This window comes from Aeromonas sp. L_1B5_3, assembly GCF_963866575.1.
Lineage (GTDB): Bacteria > Pseudomonadota > Gammaproteobacteria > Enterobacterales > Aeromonadaceae > Aeromonas > Aeromonas jandaei.
In genome coordinates, this window is record NZ_CAWMDN010000110.1 from 37,253 (window position 1) to 54,188 (window position 16,936).

18 protein-coding genes are annotated in these 16,936 nt (G+C 53.7%); 15 read left to right on the forward strand and 3 right to left on the reverse strand.

Annotation, left to right across the window (positions count from 1 at the left end; translation table 11 throughout):
* Positions 1 to 133 precede the first annotated feature (133 nt).
* Together AACR93_RS09020 and yfcE are read left to right on the forward strand one after the other, a co-directional pair.
* The gene (locus tag AACR93_RS09020; RefSeq protein WP_043850554.1) at positions 134 to 1,771 is read left to right on the forward strand and encodes a peptide ABC transporter substrate-binding protein; all 1,638 of its coding nucleotides are present in this window, start codon (positions 134 to 136) and stop codon (positions 1,769 to 1,771) included.
* Positions 1,772 to 1,781: 10 nt separating this feature from the next.
* Positions 1,782 to 2,324: a phosphodiesterase gene (gene yfcE, locus AACR93_RS09025; RefSeq protein ID WP_043850555.1), complete on the forward strand. Its 543-nt coding sequence runs from the start codon at positions 1,782 to 1,784 to the stop codon at positions 2,322 to 2,324.
* Between the two features lie 44 nt (positions 2,325 to 2,368).
* Here yfcE and AACR93_RS09030 read toward each other — a convergent pair whose 3' ends face one another.
* From AACR93_RS09030 to flgA, 3 genes are all read right to left on the reverse strand, one after another.
* Positions 2,369 to 2,785: a flagella synthesis protein FlgN gene (locus AACR93_RS09030; RefSeq protein ID WP_041209848.1), complete on the reverse strand. Its 417-nt coding sequence runs from the start codon at positions 2,783 to 2,785 to the stop codon at positions 2,369 to 2,371.
* Positions 2,782 to 3,111 (reverse strand): flagellar biosynthesis anti-sigma factor FlgM, encoded by a 330-nt coding sequence (flgM, locus tag AACR93_RS09035; protein WP_033113408.1) that lies wholly within the window; start codon positions 3,109 to 3,111, stop codon positions 2,782 to 2,784. Before flgM ends, AACR93_RS09030 begins: the two co-directional genes overlap by 4 nt.
* A gap of 93 nt (positions 3,112 to 3,204) precedes the next feature.
* On the reverse strand, positions 3,205 to 3,888 hold the full coding sequence (flgA, locus tag AACR93_RS09040) for a flagellar basal body P-ring formation chaperone FlgA (RefSeq protein ID WP_082044087.1): 684 nt from the start codon (positions 3,886 to 3,888) through the stop codon (positions 3,205 to 3,207).
* A gap of 144 nt (positions 3,889 to 4,032) precedes the next feature.
* On the opposite strand from flgA, the gene AACR93_RS09045 reads away from it, so the two are divergent.
* From AACR93_RS09045 to flgL, 13 genes are all read left to right on the forward strand, one after another.
* Positions 4,033 to 4,944 carry a chemotaxis protein CheV gene (locus tag AACR93_RS09045; RefSeq protein ID WP_033114353.1) on the forward strand — a complete coding sequence of 304 codons (912 nt, stop codon included), beginning with the start codon at positions 4,033 to 4,035 and terminating at the stop codon, positions 4,942 to 4,944.
* A 17-nt stretch (positions 4,945 to 4,961) separates the two neighbouring features.
* Positions 4,962 to 5,786: a CheR family methyltransferase gene (locus tag AACR93_RS09050; RefSeq protein WP_033114354.1), complete on the forward strand. Its 825-nt coding sequence runs from the start codon at positions 4,962 to 4,964 to the stop codon at positions 5,784 to 5,786.
* Positions 5,787 to 6,029: 243 nt separating this feature from the next.
* A complete protein-coding gene (gene flgB / locus AACR93_RS09055) occupies positions 6,030 to 6,431 on the forward strand; it encodes a flagellar basal body rod protein FlgB (RefSeq protein ID WP_033114355.1) in 402 nt (133 codons plus the stop codon).
* Positions 6,431 to 6,850, forward strand: a complete 420-nt coding sequence (gene flgC, locus AACR93_RS09060) for a flagellar basal body rod protein FlgC (RefSeq protein WP_033114356.1) — start codon at positions 6,431 to 6,433, stop codon at positions 6,848 to 6,850. The genes flgB and flgC overlap by 1 nt, the downstream gene beginning before the upstream one ends.
* Before the next feature lie 15 nt (positions 6,851 to 6,865).
* Entirely contained in the window at positions 6,866 to 7,618 is a 753-nt protein-coding gene (locus AACR93_RS09065; protein ID WP_043850556.1) for a flagellar hook assembly protein FlgD, read from the forward strand.
* 10 nt (positions 7,619 to 7,628) lie between these two features.
* A complete protein-coding gene (flgE, locus tag AACR93_RS09070; protein WP_043850557.1) occupies positions 7,629 to 8,996 on the forward strand; it encodes a flagellar hook protein FlgE in 1,368 nt (455 codons plus the stop codon).
* Positions 8,997 to 9,141: 145 nt separating this feature from the next.
* The gene (gene flgF / locus AACR93_RS09075; RefSeq protein ID WP_042033329.1) at positions 9,142 to 9,888 is read left to right on the forward strand and encodes a flagellar basal-body rod protein FlgF; all 747 of its coding nucleotides are present in this window, start codon (positions 9,142 to 9,144) and stop codon (positions 9,886 to 9,888) included.
* A 14-nt stretch (positions 9,889 to 9,902) separates the two neighbouring features.
* Positions 9,903 to 10,691, forward strand: a complete 789-nt coding sequence (gene flgG / locus AACR93_RS09080; protein ID WP_043850558.1) for a flagellar basal-body rod protein FlgG — start codon at positions 9,903 to 9,905, stop codon at positions 10,689 to 10,691.
* A 17-nt stretch (positions 10,692 to 10,708) separates the two neighbouring features.
* Positions 10,709 to 11,380 (forward strand): flagellar basal body L-ring protein FlgH, encoded by a 672-nt coding sequence (gene flgH, locus AACR93_RS09085; RefSeq protein WP_041209855.1) that lies wholly within the window; start codon positions 10,709 to 10,711, stop codon positions 11,378 to 11,380.
* An 8-nt stretch (positions 11,381 to 11,388) separates the two neighbouring features.
* Positions 11,389 to 12,486 carry a flagellar basal body P-ring protein FlgI gene (locus AACR93_RS09090; RefSeq protein WP_041209856.1) on the forward strand — a complete coding sequence of 366 codons (1,098 nt, stop codon included), beginning with the start codon at positions 11,389 to 11,391 and terminating at the stop codon, positions 12,484 to 12,486.
* 43 nt (positions 12,487 to 12,529) lie between these two features.
* A complete protein-coding gene (gene flgJ, locus AACR93_RS09095) occupies positions 12,530 to 13,585 on the forward strand; it encodes a flagellar assembly peptidoglycan hydrolase FlgJ (protein ID WP_043850575.1) in 1,056 nt (351 codons plus the stop codon).
* A gap of 3 nt (positions 13,586 to 13,588) precedes the next feature.
* A complete protein-coding gene (locus AACR93_RS09100) occupies positions 13,589 to 15,592 on the forward strand; it encodes a FlgK family flagellar hook-associated protein (protein ID WP_043850559.1) in 2,004 nt (667 codons plus the stop codon).
* Between the two features lie 4 nt (positions 15,593 to 15,596).
* Entirely contained in the window at positions 15,597 to 16,805 is a 1,209-nt protein-coding gene (gene flgL / locus AACR93_RS09105) for a flagellar hook-associated protein FlgL (protein ID WP_043850560.1), read from the forward strand.
* Positions 16,806 to 16,936: the final 131 nt, after the last annotated feature.

Sequence of the window (16,936 nt, forward strand, 5' to 3'; positions counted from 1 at the left end):
CTAAAGACTCCATCTCCGGGGCAAGCCCGATACAATACGGGGCGTTTTCGGGGATAACAAGGGCGGCATCAGGCATTCATCAGGCGCGCCGTCGGCCTTCCCCTCCTGCAGTGGTTTTATTCGAGGTTTTGTCATGAGGTATGGTCTCTTCCCCCGGCTGGCGCAACGCTGGCTTTCCCCGCTTTTGCTCGGTGTACTGGCATTGCCGCCGGTATACGCCACTACGGTGGAGATGGCGCCCCGCTTGTCGGATCGGCAGGTGCTGGTCAAGGGCAATGGCGGTGAACCCGACTCTCTGGATCCGGCGCTGATGCGTAGCGGTTTTCCCGGGGAAGAGGTGCTGGTGGATCTCTTTGAAGGTCTGGTCAGCGAGGATGGCCAGGGACGTATCGTGCCTGCTCAGGCTGCGCGTTGGGAAGTGAGCGAAGATGGCCTCGAGTGGCGGTTTTTCCTGCGCCCCCAGTTGAAGTGGTCCAATGGTGATCCGCTGGTTGCCGATGACTTTGTCTATGCTTGGCGCCGGCTGCTTGATCCTGCCCTCGGCTCCCCCTCGGCGACCTTGCTGCTGACTGCCGGGATCAACAATGCCCAGTCCATCTATGCCGGTGCGCTAGAGCCCGCCAATCTCGGGATCGAGGCGCAGAGCGCCCAGATCCTGAAAGTTACTCTGGAGCGACCGGTGCCCTATTTCCTGCAGCTCATCAGCCAGCTGCCATTCGTGCCGGTCAATCAGCAGGCGATCGCCTGTTTTGGCAAGCAGTGGACCGAGCCCGGCAAGCTGGTGAGTAATGGCGCTTACCGCTTGGCAAACCGGGTGACCAACGAGCGGCTTGAAGCGGAGCGCAACAGCAATTACTGGAATGATCGCCATACCCGCATTCAGCGAGTCACCTATCTGCCCATCGCCTCACAGCATGCTGAGCGCTTGCGTTATGAAGCGGGCGAGATACAGCTGACCAACCGGGTATCGCCCGACTATTACCAGAAGATGAAGCAGAGCGATCCGTTGCGAGTCTGGGGATCGCCGTTGCTGGGCACCTATCTCTACACCTTCAATATGCGCCGCCCCGAGTTGCAGGATGTGCGGGTGCGCCAGGCGCTCTCCATTGCCATCGACCGCTATCAGTTGGCCAAGTCGGTGATCGGCCAGGAGGAGCTGGCAGCCTGGTCTCTGGTGCCTGATATGCCGGGTTACTCCCACCTCTCTCTCCCTGTTGCACTGGAGGACCAGATGACCCGCCAGGCCAGGGCCGCTGCATTGCTGACCGCCGCCGGTTACAGCAGTGCTCATCCGCTCAGGCTGAGCATTACCTACAACACGGCAGACACCCACAAGAAGATAGCAACCTTGATTGCCGGTATGTGGCGTCAGTTGGGGGTTGAGGTCACGCTCAACAATCTGGAGTGGAACAACTATCAGGTCGCCAAGGATAGCGGTGATTTTCTGGTGGCAAGAAGCTTTCTGTTCGGTGATTACGTCGAGCCCTCGGCCATGCTGAACAGTTTCCGCTGCCAGGATCTGCGCAACGAAAGCGGTTACTGCAATCCCGATTTTGATCTGTTGCTGGAACAGGCTGCCAGCACTCTGGATGAGAAGAGCAGGGTTGCACTCTATCAGCATGCCGAACAGCTGCTGATGGAAGAGGTGCCCATCATCCCCGTGTATCATTACAACCAGATGCGACTGGTTGATCCCACTTTGCACGGGCTGCCCAGCCAGAATCTGAAAGGGACGATTGCCACCAAGGATCTCTATTTCGGCCCGCTGTAAGGAGCACCTCATGAAACTTGCCATTATTTCCGACATTCACGGCAGCATCACGGCACTGGATCAGGTGCTGTCACGGCTGGACACCTGGCAGCCCGACCACTACCTGTTGCTCGGCGATCTGCTCAATCATGGCCCACGCAATCCCGTGCCTGAAGGATACAACCCGGCTGCAGTTGCCGAGCGACTCAACGAGCTGGCCCCCTATATCATGGCGGTGCGGGGAAATTGTGATTCCGAAGTGGATCAGATGCTGCTCGCGTTTCCTATCACAGCCCCTTACAACCAGCTGCTGGTTGATGGGCGTCGCTGGTTTATGAGTCACGGTCATCTCTACCGCCCCGATGAGGTGCAACTGCCTGCGGAGAGTGTATTTTTGAGCGGCCATAGTCATGTTCCGGTACTGGAGCGGCAGGGAGACCAGATTTTGATGAATCCGGGCTCCATCTGTTTTCCACGCGGCGAACTGCCGGCCAGTTATGGCTGCTATGAGGCGGGAGTCCTGAGCGTCAAGAGTTGTGTCGACGGGCGAGAATTACTGCGACTGGCGCTGTAGGTCTTATTGATTGTAGAAAGTGGCAAGGCCCGACTCGTCGAGAGTCAGGCCTTGATACCGAAGGAGCGGGTGCCTGAGCGGGTATTGCCCTTGGCATCGTAGGTGAGGCTGTTGCGATCGCGCAGCTGGCTCAGAAAGCTCGCCAGACGGCGATTGGAGACAATACTGAGTTCCAGCAGTCGACCGTTGAGGTCATTTTGTTCCTGACAGGCATCCAGTTTTTCCCGGATCCGGGTCATCTCGTCAGGATAAGCCGCCAGTTGCTGAGCCAGCTCAGGCAATTGGGCCAGCTGTTTATCCAGACTCTCTATTTCAGCAAGCAGCAGCTGTTTTCGCTCGGTGAGTTCGGGCAGGGCCAGTGCCTGATGCTTTTCGAGCAAGGAGAACTCCTCTTCCAGAATGCTTTGCATCTGGCTGAGGTGTTCATCCTGGGTATGCAGTAACGAAGGCAGATCCATCATCCGAGAACTTTGTCCAGATTGGTCTCAAAGCTGAACATCTTCTTGGCCACAGCTTCGCTGTTTACCTGATATTCGCCACTGGCAACGGCTTTCTTGAGCCGCTCGACCTTGCTTTCGTTGCCGGTTGAGGCCGTATTGAGATTCTGCTGCATCTTTTGCAATTGTTGGGCCTCGCTGGTCAAGGAGACGGAGTCCAGCTTGACTGCAGCCGCTTTATTTTCGGGCTCTGGCGAAGAAGAGGTGACTGACTTGCTGCCTGTCCCCTGGCTGCTAACGGTGTTTTGCAACCGATTATTCGCCAAGTTGTTGATATTGTTGATGGCCATTTGAGTTACCTTCGTCTGCTTTAAGGTTTGCTTACCTGTTTATCGGTGCGGCAGGTCAAAACTTTAGAAAAAAGTTGGTGATAAACCCGACATTTAAAAAGCGACCGTTACGGCACCGACTGCACTGACTTTTCCTTCGACAGTTTTTCCGGAGCGAATATTAACAAGCTTGATGATCTCTCCGAAGCTGCCATCTTGCAAGGCTCGGGCCATGGTTTTGATCTGGAAGCTGCTATTTTCGGCTGTCAGAGTGACCTGATCACCTTTGCATACAACACACACCTGACTCAAACGGATTGGTTGCCCCGGTTTGATTTCTCGTTTGCTGCGTACGCCGACCAGCATGCTCATGTCGGTCAGGTAGTCGCCGCGGATCAGCGTCTGATCCTGATAACCCAGTTGCAGCTGGCTTTCACTCAATAGGTCGCCTTTGGCAATCGGAGCGTTGACCGTTACATAGGGCTTCTGGATGCTCACTCGTACCGGAAGATAGACATCCCAGGGTTTGTCTTCCTCACATTTCAGGTAAACTGTTGTATTACGGCGAATTTCCATTTTTCCAGGTAAGCTGATGGTCAATAGATCGTCGCAGCGGGTCAATGGAAGTCGGTCATCAAGGGTTGCCGCCGTTACTTCAGCCCTGGCATCTAATGGCACCTCGAGCTGGTTAAACACGAACTCTTGTGCTTTTTCTTGCAAATAGGTGGTGACGTCCGAGGCGTGGCTGGAAGAGATGCTGCCAAAAAAGAGGCTGATGAGTAAAAGTCGGTTAATCATTTTTGCTCGTTGGTCGATAAGTTGTTCACGCATATCACCATATTTAACTATGATTGCTTCAGAATCTGTTCGTTGTCACATCGATAGTCTGACGCAATCCATCACGCATGCATGATTAATGCCAAGCGTTTTTAGGGAGTGTTTATGGCCAGTATCCTGGACTCGGTCAACCAACGTACCCAGCTAGTGGGGCAAAACCGGCTGGAGTTGTTGTTGTTTCGTCTCAATGGACGTCAAAGATTTGGCATCAACGTATTCAAAGTGCGTGAAGTGTTGCAGTGTCCTCCCTTGACTGTGATGCCCAAGCTGAACTCCTGTATTCGCGGGGTTGCACACATTCGGGGTCAGACTATTTCGGTTATCGATCTGAGTATGGCGATGGGCAAACGTCCTATCGAGGATCTGAGCAAGTGCTTCATCATTATCTCGGAGTACAACCGCTCCATTCAGGGATTTCTGGTGCACTCGGTCGAGCGCATCATCAACATGAACTGGGAATCAATTCTACCGCCGCCGAAGGGCGCAGGCCGTATCAACTACATGACGGCTGTTACCGAAGTGGACGGTGAGTTGGTTGAAATTCTCGACGTTGAACGCATTCTCAACGAGATCTCTCCGGTCTCCACCGAAGTTAGTCAGGAGCTGGTTGAAGCAAGTGTTGAACACCCCACTCTCGGACGCCCTGTGCTGGTAGCCGATGACTCATCGGTTGCTCGTAAACAGGTTCAGCGTGCACTTGAGGCGATCGGGGTTGAGTGTGTATTGGCAAAAGATGGTCGCGAAGCATTGAACATGCTGCTTGAGATGACCAAGAATGGCCCGATCAAGGAGCAGATTGCTCTCGTCATTTCGGATATCGAGATGCCGGAGATGGATGGTTACACCTTCACTGCCGAGATCCGCAATAATCCCAACCTCAAAGATTTGCATGTTATTCTGCACACATCCCTCAGTGGAGTATTCAACCAGGCAATGGTGCAGAAAGTGGGGGCCAACAATTTTATCGCCAAGTTCCAACCGGATGAATTGGCCAAGGCCGTACAAAACGCACTCTAATAAAGAAGAACAGCTGCATGAAGACACTTTCGGACGACTTATACAAACAGTTCAGCAATTTTCTGGCGGTACAGAGCGGAATCGTGCTGGGTGATAACAAACAGTATCTGGTGAAGAGCCGTCTTTCACCTTTGATGGCTCAGTTTGGCATCGAGAGTCTGTCTGACCTGGTTACCCGTGCAATGAGTGTGCGAGAGCGTGACCTGAAAATGGCAGTGGTAGATGCCATGACTACCAACGAGACACTCTGGTTTCGTGACACCTATCCGTTCCAGTTGCTGACTGACAAGATTTTCCCTGAACTGGGTAAAAGTGGCCGCCCCGTCAAAATTTGGTCTGCGGCGTCATCATCTGGTCAGGAGCCATATTCCATTGCCATGACGGCGCTGGAACAGCAGATGAAAAAGCCCGGCACCTTGCCTGGTGGTGTACAGATCGTGGGAACGGATATTTCGACCACCATGCTCAACCAGTGTAAAGAGGGTGTCTACGACAGCCTTGCTTTGGCGCGGGGCTTGTCACCTGAGCGCAAGAAGATGTTCTTTGAGCCCTACGGTGACAATAAAATGCGGGTGGTGGAACGAGTCAGAAAATTGACCACGTTCCGTCCCTTGAATCTGCTGGAAAGCTACAGCTTGCTGGGTAAATTTGACATTATTTTCTGTCGTAACGTGCTGATCTATTTTGCTCCGGAAGTTAAGTCAAAGATCCTCAACCAGTTTGCAGCAAGCCTCAATCCGGGAGGATATCTGATGCTGGGGGCATCAGAGTCACTGGCTGGTTTGACTGATCGATTCGAGATGATCCGTTGCAATCCGGGGATTGTTTACAAGGTGAAATAGGCCTTCAATCCGCACTCCAGCTGGATTGACAGAATAGCGGCAATATCACGTTAGAGGGAGGCACAATGCCTCCTTCTTTATTTAGGCTGAGAAACCCTCAGTGCGTGGATTCTCCATCGTCAGCCTGTTTATTGGCGCGTTCCGTGCTTCCGAGTATTGCAACCTCTTCCTTGCGTACCTCTGATTACCAGTCTTTTGTGGCATAGCTCTTGCTTGGAAACAGTATCAAGCAGGAGGTGAGCTATGGCTCTTTCATTCGACAAGGCATTTGGTGTTCATCAATACACGCTGGGGGTTCGTGCCAAGCGTGCAGAAGTGCTCTCCAGCAACATTGCCAATGCCGATACCCCTGGCTACAAGGCCAGAGATATCGACTTTGCACAGGCATTGCAGGATGCACAGCACCAACAACAAGGGTTTGGTCTGGCGACCACCAGCGAAAAGCACTTTGCCTTGAATATGGATGCCCCCGGTTCGGTTCAGTATCGCAACCCGCTGCAGCCTGATACCGGTGACGGCAATACGGTGGATGTGCAGCAGGAGCGCACCGAGTTTCTGCGTAACAGCCTTGAGTATCAGACCTCCCTTGAATTCATGAATAGCAAGATCAGCGGCCTGCTCAAGGCGCTGAAAGGAGAACAGTGATGAGTTTGTTCAAGGTTTTTGACATAGCCGGCTCGGCCATGAGCGCGCAGACCGTGCGGCTCAACACTGTTGCCAGCAATATGGCCAACGCAGATAGCGTCAGCTCCAGTGTGGAAAAAACTTACCATGCCCGGCGGCCAATTTTTGCCGCTCAGCTTGATCAGGCTATGTCGGATAATCAGGGCTCGGTTGGGGTTGAGGTGAAAGGGATTGTCGAGAGCAAGGCTCCATTGCTCAAGGAGTACAACCCCAATCACCCAATGGCTGATAAGGATGGCTTCATCTTCAAGCCGAACGTCAACATGGTTGAAGAGATGGCGGACATGATTAATGCCTCGCGCAGCTATCAAACGAACGTTCAGGTTGCAGACTCGGCCAAGAAAATGCTTCAGCAGACGCTGAATCTTGGCAAGTCCTGATAAGGGGAAGGCAACATGGCCAATACAAATGGTGTGAGTGGCGTTAACTATGCGTCCACTCAGGCAAATGGTACGACAACAGCGCCAAAGAAGGAGCTGGATCAGGCTTCATTTCTGAAATTGCTGACGATGCAGCTCTCGTATCAGGATCCTTTCAAGCCTGTTGATAATGCCCAGATGCTTTCTCAGATGGCGTCCATGTCCACCTCGGAGGGGATTAGCAGCTTATCCACTCAGATGGGCAAGCTTAATGAACAGATGATCTCCAGCCAAGCTCTGCAAGCCTCTTCCCTGGTTGGACAGAATGTGTTGCTGCAAAGCAGTACCGGATTTTTGGATAAGGAAGGTTCTTTAACTGGTGTCGTTGCGGTTGGTACGACGAACAAGTATGCCAGTGTCAAAATCACCGTCGAAGACGAGAAGGGGCAGGTTATCAAAGAGTTTCCCCTTGAAGGTGATCAGATGGGTAACGTCGAGATTGCCTGGGATGGAACAGACAAAAATGGTAAGCGGGTTGCATCAGGAAAATATGTACTTAAAGCCAGTGGCAACCTTGATGGCAAGTCGGAAAGTATTACCACTTTTGCTTATGGCAAGGTGGAGAGTGTTGCTTTGGGAACCGCTACAAGCCCGACCCGTCTCAATTTGAAGGGACTGGGTGGAGAGTATTTAAACAACATCCTGCAGGTGTCAGGAATTAATTCAAATCAGACGACCACGTCATCCAAGACAACGTCATCCAAGACCACGTCGACATCATCGATCTAAGGAGCTGGATATGTCATTTAACAATGCTTTAAGCGGTGTCAACGCGGCACAAAAAGACTTGAACGTCACCGCTAACAACATTGCCAACGTCAATACCATGGGCTTTAAAGAGTCTCGAGCCGAGTTTGCGGACGTTTACGCCAACTCCATTTTTGTCAATGGCAAGACTCAGGTCGGTAATGGTGTTGCTACAGGTGCCGTTGCTCAGCAGTTCCACCAAGGGGCGCTGCAATTTACCAATAATGGGCTGGATCTGGCGATCCAGGGAAACGGTTTCTTTGTTACTTCCGATGGTCTGACCAATCTAGATCGCACCTATACCCGTGCAGGTGCTTTCAAGCTCAATGAAAATAGCTATATGGTCAACAACCAAGGTTCATATCTGCAAGGTTATGAGATAAATGCGGATGGTACCCCAAAGGCAGTCAGTATCAATGCAACCAAGCCGATCCAGATTCCGGATCGTGCAGGTGAGCCGGTGAAAACCAGCAAAATTGAGGCCAGTTTCAACCTGCCATCTACAGCAGATCCTTTACCATCCGGCTTCGGTGCTGGCCCAGCATCAACATTTGACCCGAAGGATTCAAAGACCTATTCATCATCGACTTCTGTAGTGATTTATGACTCGTTGGGGGAGCCTCATACAATAACCCAGTATTTTGTTAAAGAGGCTGATCCTGCAAACCCGGGCAAGCCGACCACTCCTACTTCTTGGCGGATGTATCTGTATCAAGGAGATAAACCGATCGATATCGTTGGTGGTGCTGCCCCGACTATGGCTGGGGCCTTGAACCAGGCCCCGCAGGGCGCACAGATTACGTTTGGTGCTGATGGTAAAATGATCACACCGACGATTCCGGCAACCATCAAGACTGAGCAGTTGGGTGTCGCGCCACCTGCTGGCGCCGGTATTATCACTAACGGTGCAGATCCTACCCAGCAGGTTGATATTTCGTTTGGTACAGTGACCCAGTATGCGTCACCGTTTGAAGTCAACAAGTTGTCACAGGATGGTTCGACCGTCGGTCGTTTGACCAAGGTTGAGATCACTCCAGATGGGATTGTCTCTGCCACCTATAGCAACGCCACCACTATCAAGGTTGCCATGGTCGCGATGGCCAAGTTTGCCAACTCGCAAGGGTTGACTCAGGTGGGCGATACTTCCTGGCGGCAGTCGCTGCTCTCTGGCGATGCCTTGCCGGGTACCCCCAACTCGGGCACATTCGGTACCATCAAGTCTTCGGCACTGGAACAATCCAACGTGGATTTGACCTCAGAGCTGGTGGATTTGATCACAGCCCAGCGTAACTTCCAGGCCAACTCCCGCTCTCTGGAAGTCAACAGCTCGCTGCAACAGACCATCCTGCAGATCCGTTAATTGGTCTACTGACCATTTAAGAGGGGGACTGATGTCCCCCTCTGTATTTCTGACTCTAGGCTCCCCTCAATATCCCTCAAATTTCTCCTGTTGGCACTCAAATTGCAGTTCCCTCATCAGAGTCATCTGTTTGACGGAGAATCCCATGGATCACCTGCTTTACATCGCCATGTCCGGGGCCAAAGAGAACATGAATAGCCTGGCTATTCGCAGCAATAACCTCGCCAATGCCAATACCACCGGCTTCAAGTCCGACTTCGAGCAGGCCCGCAGCATGCAGGCCTTTGGGGAAGGCTTGCCCAGCCGGGTATTTGCCATGACGGAGCGTCCCGGTCAGAACTTGCAGCATGGCATGTTGATGACAACAGGTCGGGATCTTGATGTGGCTGTTGATGGCCCGGGCTGGATTGCGGTGCAGGACCCCAAAGGGGGTGAGGCCTATACCCGCATGGGTAATTTGCAGGTGAATGCAACTGGCAATCTGCAGACCTCAACCGGTCTGAACGTGGTGGATGATGGTGGCCAACCCATCGTGTTGCCGATGCCGATGGAGAAGCTTGAGATTAACCGTGATGGCACCATCAGCGGGCGTCCCGAAGGTGCGGCGGCCAACCTGTCTGAGGATTTTCAGCGGATCAAGTTAGTTAACCCGGCTGCCAATGCGGTAGAGAAGGGAACCGATGGCCTGTTTCGCCGCAAGGACGGCCAAAATGAGCCAGCCTCAGCTGCTGTCGGTCTGATTGCCGGATCTCTTGAAGGAAGCAACGTCAATGTGGTGGATGAGATGACCAACCTTATTCAACTGCAGCGCCAGTTCGAAACCCAGATCAAGTTAATGAAAACGGCCGAAGAGAATGACGAGGCCCAAACCCAGCTGCTGCGTATCAGCTAATCAAGGAGTTACCTATGAATCCTGCACTCTGGATCAGCAAGACCGGGTTGGATGCTCAGCAGACCAATATTTCGGTTACCTCGAACAACCTGGCGAACGCCAGCACCGTGGGCTTTAAAAAGTCGCGGGCCATCTTTGAAGATCTGCTTTATCAGAACATCAACCAGCCCGGTGGCCGTTCCTCGGCTGATACCGAACGCCCCTCAGGCTTGATGCTGGGGGCCGGTGCCAAAGTGGTGGCGACTCAGAAAGATCACAGCCAGGGTAACGTGCAAACCACAGATAACTCTCTGGATCTTATGATCAGTGGTCGCGGTTACTTTGAAGTTCAGTTGCCGGATGGCAGCTCTGCCTACACTCGCAATGGTCAATTCACCCTCAATAGTGAAGGGACTATCGTTACCCCTGGCAACGGTTACACCCTGCAACCGGAGATCCAGATCCCGGAAAATGCCCAGAGCGTGACGGTCGGTGAAGATGGTCAGGTTTCTGTCCAACTTAAAGGGGATGGAGCTTCTCAGGTGGTTGGTCAGATCACTCTTTCCGATTTCGTCAACGCTAGCGGCCTGCAGCCGATGGGGGAGAACATGTTTGTGGAAACCCAGTCCAGTGGTGCGGCCATTCAGGGGACTGCGGGTGCTGACGGTATGGGCGTGGTGAAACAGGGGATGCTGGAGACCTCCAACGTCAACGTGACCGAGGAGCTGGTGAACCTAATCCAGGCCCAACGGGTCTACGAGATGAACTCCAAGGTTATCTCGGCGGTGGATGGCATGATGTCCTTCCTTATTCAACGTACCTAAGTAATAGGAGGTGCATGATGAAAGCCGTATGGATGCTGGGCTTGCTGGTGCTGGGTGGTTGTACTTCGACCCCCAATACTCCCAAACCCGATGATCCCGAGTTTTCCCCCGTTTACGGGGAGTCGGAGCCGGTCTCGGTGAGACCGACAGGAGCGATCTTTCAGCCGGAGCAGGTCAACGGCATCTATTCGGATATCAAGGCGCACAAGGTGGGTGACATCATCACCATTCAGCTGGCTGAATCGACCTCGGCATCCAAAAAAGCCAATACCCAGAGTGGCAAGGACAACAAGTTCAATCTGGATGCAGTCAGCCTGGGCGGCGTGCCGGTGACGGCGGGGCCCTATGACCTCTCGGCGAGCATCGGCCAGACTGGCGCGTTCAAGGGGCAAGCCAAGGCGGATCAGAGCAATAGCCTGCAGGGGAATATCTCGGTCAGCGTGGCCAAGGTATTGCCCAACGGCAATCTGCTGGTGCGTGGCGAGAAGTGGATCATGCTTAACAATGGTAACGAGTATATCCGTATTACCGGTCTTATCCGGCCAGAGGATGTGACCTCTGATAACAGCGTGTCATCCCAGAAAGTTGCCAATGCCCGTATCTACTACGGTGGTACCGGTGATCTGGCCAATACCCAGGAACAGGGATGGCTGACCAGCTTTTTCAATGGTCCCTGGTGGCCGCTCTAGGAGATGTTATGAAGTCACTCCGTCTTGCCACACTCCTCTGCTGTCTGTTGCCGCTGGGCATGGCTCATGCCGCCCGGATCAAGGACATCAGCTCGGTTGAAGGGGTTCGCACCAACCAGTTGATTGGTTACGGGCTGGTGGTCGGTCTGCCCGGTACTGGCGAGAAGAACAACGCCTTCACCGAGCAGACTTTCCGTACCATGCTCAACAACTTTGGCATCAAGGTGCCGGACAACATCAAGCCCAAGATCAAGGATGTGGCGCCGGTGGCTATTCATGCCGACTTGCCGCCCTTCTCCAAACCGGGCCAGACCATTGATGTCACGGTTTCCGCGATTGGCGAGGCGAAAAGCCTGCGTGGCGGTACTCTGCTGCAGAGCTTCCTCAAGGGGCTGGATGGTCGGGTCTATGCGGTTGCCCAGGGCAGTCTGGTAGTTGGTGGTCTGGGCGCTGAAGGGGCGGATGGCTCCAAGGTGGTCATCAATACCCCGACCGTAGGACGCATTGCCAACGGAGCAACCGTCGAGCGGGAAGTGCCCAATGCGTTCAGTCAGGGCGATACCATCACTTTCAACCTGAACCGCCCGGATTTTACTACTGCACGCCGACTGGCTGATGTGGTGAACGATCTGGTCGGCCCCAATACCGCGCAGGCACTCGATGCCACTTCGGTCAAGGTCTATGCACCGCGAGATCCGGGTCAACGGGTCTCCTATCTCGCGACAATCGAGAATCTGGAGGTAGACCCGGCCAATGAAGCGGCCAAGATCATCGTCAACTCCCGAACCGGCACTATTGTCATCGGCAGTGAGGTCAGGCTGAAGCCTGCGGCTATCAGCCACGGCGGGTTGACCGTCACCATCGCGGAAAATCAGCAGGTCTCCCAGCCCAATCCACTCTCTGGCGGGCAGACCACTACCACCAACAGTTCGACTATCAACGTCAAGCAGGAGCAGGGGCGGATGTTCAAGTTTGACACCGGCGCCACGCTGGATGAGTTGGTTCGGGCCGTCAACCAGGTCGGGGTTGCTCCCGGTGACCTGATGGCCATCCTCGAGGCGCTGCAGCAGGCAGGCGCTATCGAAGGACAGCTGATCATATTGTAACAAGCGGCAAGGGGTTGCCATGGGCGGCAAAGAGGTAAGCAAAATGGCGGACTTTGACACTAACAGCGGTATCAATCTCGGGGTCGTACAGGACGTCAAAAACCTGGATCGTCTCCGTCAGATGAGCAACAGCAAAGAGGGGCAGGCGGAAGCGCTCCGGAGTGCATCGCGCCAGTTCGAGTCAATTTTCACCCAGATGATTTTTCAGGGGATGCGGCAGGCCAATCAGGTGTTGACCCAGGATAGCCCGTTCAACAGCAGCTATACCCAGTTTTATGAAGGGATGCTGGATGAGCAGCGTGTTTCCGATATGACCAATAAAGGTGGGTTAGGTCTGGCCGATATGGTGGCCAAGCAGCTCTCACCGGCCACCTTTACCCACAAGGACGGACGGGTGCTCAAGATGCCGCAGCGCACCGAGCGTGCCTACAAACCCTACGAACCGCCCACCGGGGCTGCCAATGATTTGATTGAAGCCTCTAAAGTTGGCAAGGATTTTGCTGAAAAGGGGATGGCAGAGGATAAACCTGCGCTCACCATGCCGGTACGCCCTCACCGTACTGTGCCTCCGATGGGCATTGCCGCCCAAGCTGGTAGCAGTGCCGATGGCAAAGAGTTTGATAGCCCGGAAGAGTTTGTGCAGCGCTTGATGCCACTTGCCAAGAAAGCGGCTGACAAGCTGGGGCTCAGTCCGGCGGTACTGGTGGCTCAGGCCGCGCTGGAAAGTGGCTGGGGCAAGCGGGTGATCAAGGATGGCGAGGGGAACGTAACTCACAACCTGTTTGGTATTAAGGCTGATCCCCGTTGGGAGGGGCCCAAGGCAGTGGTGAGTACGCTCGAGTATGAGGAAGGGGTTGCATCGCGCCAAAAAGCGGCCTTCCGCTCCTACGACTCTTTTGAAGAGAGCTTCAACGATTACGTGGTTTTTCTCACCTCCGGCTCCCGTTACAAGGGGGCCTTGGCCAAGGTAGACAGTCCGGATCACTACTTTGAAGCGCTGCAAAAGGCCGGTTATGCCACGGATCCTCACTACGCCAACAAACTGAAACAGGTATTGCGCAGCGATGCCATTGCGCAATACAACGAGATGGAGCTGTAACATATGGCAAGCGATCTGCTTGGAATTGGTTCATCAGGTGTGCTGGCACAGCAGCGCCTGCTGCAGAGCACCAGTAACAACATAGTGAACGTCAATAGCCAGGGCTATGTGCGTGAGCGTACGCTGGTGTATACCAATTCTGTTGGGCTGGGTACTGGCGACATCAAGACCGAGCGGATCCTCAACAGCTATATGCAGGGGGAAGTGCGTCGTGATACCTCTGCTTACTATGCATCCTTGACTCACTATGATCAGCTTTCCTCCGTGGACAGGTTGCTTGGGGATACCAGCAACAGCGTAGGGGCTGCTATGACCTCGTATTTCAATGCTTTCCACTCTGCCAATGAGTCACCAGCCGACACTGGTGGCCGCAAAGTCGCCATGACCGAACTGAGCGGCATGGTTAACCGGTTTCACACCCTTTCGGCCCAGCTCGACAAGCAAAGTGACACCATCAGCACCCGCATTGAGGACGAGACCAAGCAGGTCAATAGCCTGCTTACCAGCATCAATGACCTGAACCAGGCTATTATACGGACCCAGGGCTCACCGGAAGAGAACCTGATGCTGTCTGACCAGCGTGATGAGGCAATTCGTCAGCTTTCCGAAAAGATGGATATTCGCACCATCCCCCAAGCCAACGGCAGTATGCTGGTCAATATGAGCACTGGTCATTCATTAATCCTCGATGGTGGCGTGGCTCAGTTCAAGGTGGTGGCAGGGGATCCTGACTCGCGCAACCAGGAGCTGCAACTGACCCTGGGTGATAATCAGGCGCTTATCGATCACGATACCTTCGGGGGGACTGTGGGTGGGCTGTTCAAGGCTCGTACTGATCTGGAGCCGACCAAGCGCGAGTTGGGACAACTTTCTATTGCCATGGCCGATGCCATGAACCAGCAAAACCGGCTGGGGATGGATCTGGATAACGAGCTGGGTAGCGATATTTTCACCCTGCCCACCAGCAAGGGGTTGCCTTACAACTCCAACGGCGGTACTGCAGGTGCTACGGTCAGTTTTGTACCCGGCAAGGGAACAGAAGTGACCCCGTTTGACTACGAGATCCGCTTTAGCAGCGCCACAGGTTATGAGGTCTTTTCACTGGACAAGGATGGCAATGCAACTTCGGTTGCAACGGGGAGTATGCCACCAGCCACTTTCCAGATCCCGGGCCACGGTATTTCGGTGGATTTGACCGGCGCGCCAGTTGCCGGCGACAAGCTGCTGTTGCAACCAGCCAAGAGTGCCGCTGCGGGCATAACGCAAAATATAACCAGACCGGAAGATTTGGCTTTGGCTTCTCCGCTCAAAGCGCAAAAGACCACAAATAACGGTGGTAGTGCAGATATCAAGCTGGGTGGGGTGTTCAATACCGGAGCCGGTTCCGGTTTTGGTACCAATAGCCTGAGTGCGACGGCGCCTCAGGTAGTCAAAATTGATGCCAGTGGTAACTATCAGGTATTTCAAGCCGATGGTACCACCTTGATCGGCACGGCCCCTGCGAGCAGCAAGGGGCAGAACCTGATGTCGGCAATCGTCAACCCTTTCCCTGCTGGAGCGGCAGTCTATGCCAATCCCAAACAGACTCCTGGCTACGAGTTCAGCATTACCGGTACTGTCAACGCGGGTGACAGTTTCACACTCAGTTACAACAGCAACGGTTTTGCCGATAACAGCAACGGTCTCGCACTGGCGGAGCTGCAAAACAAGGATTTGGTGCGCAAAGGCAGTAGTGGCGGTACAGCCAATGACAAGATGACTTTCAATGAAGCCTATTCAGGACTGGTCATGTCGGTGGGTAACAATACCAGCCAGGCGAAGACTTTGCTCAAGGCCAATGAGTCCAAGCTGATCCAGAGTACCGGTATCTATGAAAGCGTCTCCGGGGTCAATTTGGAAGAGGAGGCTGCCAATCTGATCCGGTTCCAGCAATCCTATGCGGCATCGGCCCAGATCGTCAGTACCGCCAAAACCATTTTCGATACACTGCTTGCTTCCGTGAGGTAACGTCATGCGCATTACGACCAACATGATCTACGACCGGAATATCTATTCCCTCAACAGTGCCAATGAGCGGCTCAATACCGCTTATCAGCAGTTGCAGACCGGCAATAAGTTCCAGACGGCGGGCGAAGACCCGGCTGGCATGAGCCAAAAAATGGCGCTGACCAAGGAGATCGATCTCTTTAAGCAGTATGGGGTCAACGGCAGCCTGCTGGAGAACAGTCTTGGCCATGAAGAGACGGTATTGACCTCTCTGAATACCGCCATGCTGAGTGCTCAGACCCTGATCCAGAAGTCAAATAACGGTTCCATCAGCATGGAAGATCGCAAGTCGATCGCCAGCGAACTGGAGGGCTTGCAACAGCAGATGTTTGATCTGATGAACAGCAAGAACTCTCAGGGGGAATATATCTTCGGGGGCAATCAGAGCAAAACCCAGCCCTACGTGAGAGATACCAACGGCAAGTTCATCTATCAGGGAGATACCGGACAGCGCGAGATCCAGGTCTCGCCGACCGTCAAAATTGCCGCCAATGACTCGGGGCAGGATCTCTTCGAGATCGTGGCGACCAGGCGCACAGCCAGTGCAGGGACAGCCAATATCAAGGTGGGCATCGCGGACCAAGGCAACTTTGATAACTTTTTTCAGGCAAACTACAACTCGGCGCTGGCCAGCAACGACTACACCGTTTCCACCACAATAGGGCCTCCCGATACCTATCAGATCAAGGATTCCGGTGGTGCTACGTTGCAGGCGGGAAATTACACGCCCGGTACCAAGATCCCGTTCAACGGTCTCGAGTTGACGCTCGATTTGCCAGCAGGTGGGACGGCACAGCAGTTTTCGCTCAATCCGCCAAAGAATGACAACATCCTCAATGGCATGTCTGACTTTATCAATACGCTGCGTGATCCGAGCGTATCTGCCGATACGTTTCAGAGCAAGGTGGCCGATGTAACCGTTCATATGAAGAATGCTCGGCAGAACATCGATCATGGACTAGGTGAACTGGGCGGCCGGATGAACAGCCTTGAACAGGTGATGAGCTCCAACGAAGGCCTGAGTACGCTGAATACCGAGGCGAGAGCCAAGGTTTCCGAGGCCGATCTCTACGAGGTAATATCCACGCTGGCGAAAGAGGATGCAGCGCTGAGTGCGTCACAACTTTCCTTCAGCAAGATAAGCAGGTTGACCCTGTTTGATTACATCCGCTGAATCTACAAAAGGCCCTATCAGGGCCTTTTTGCATATTGGGCAATCCCATCGTTGAGCCATGATTGGGTCAGTAATTGTAACAAGCTGTTACCTATGGCGGTTTCTGGCTAAACCGGGGTTGACCTTGTTGT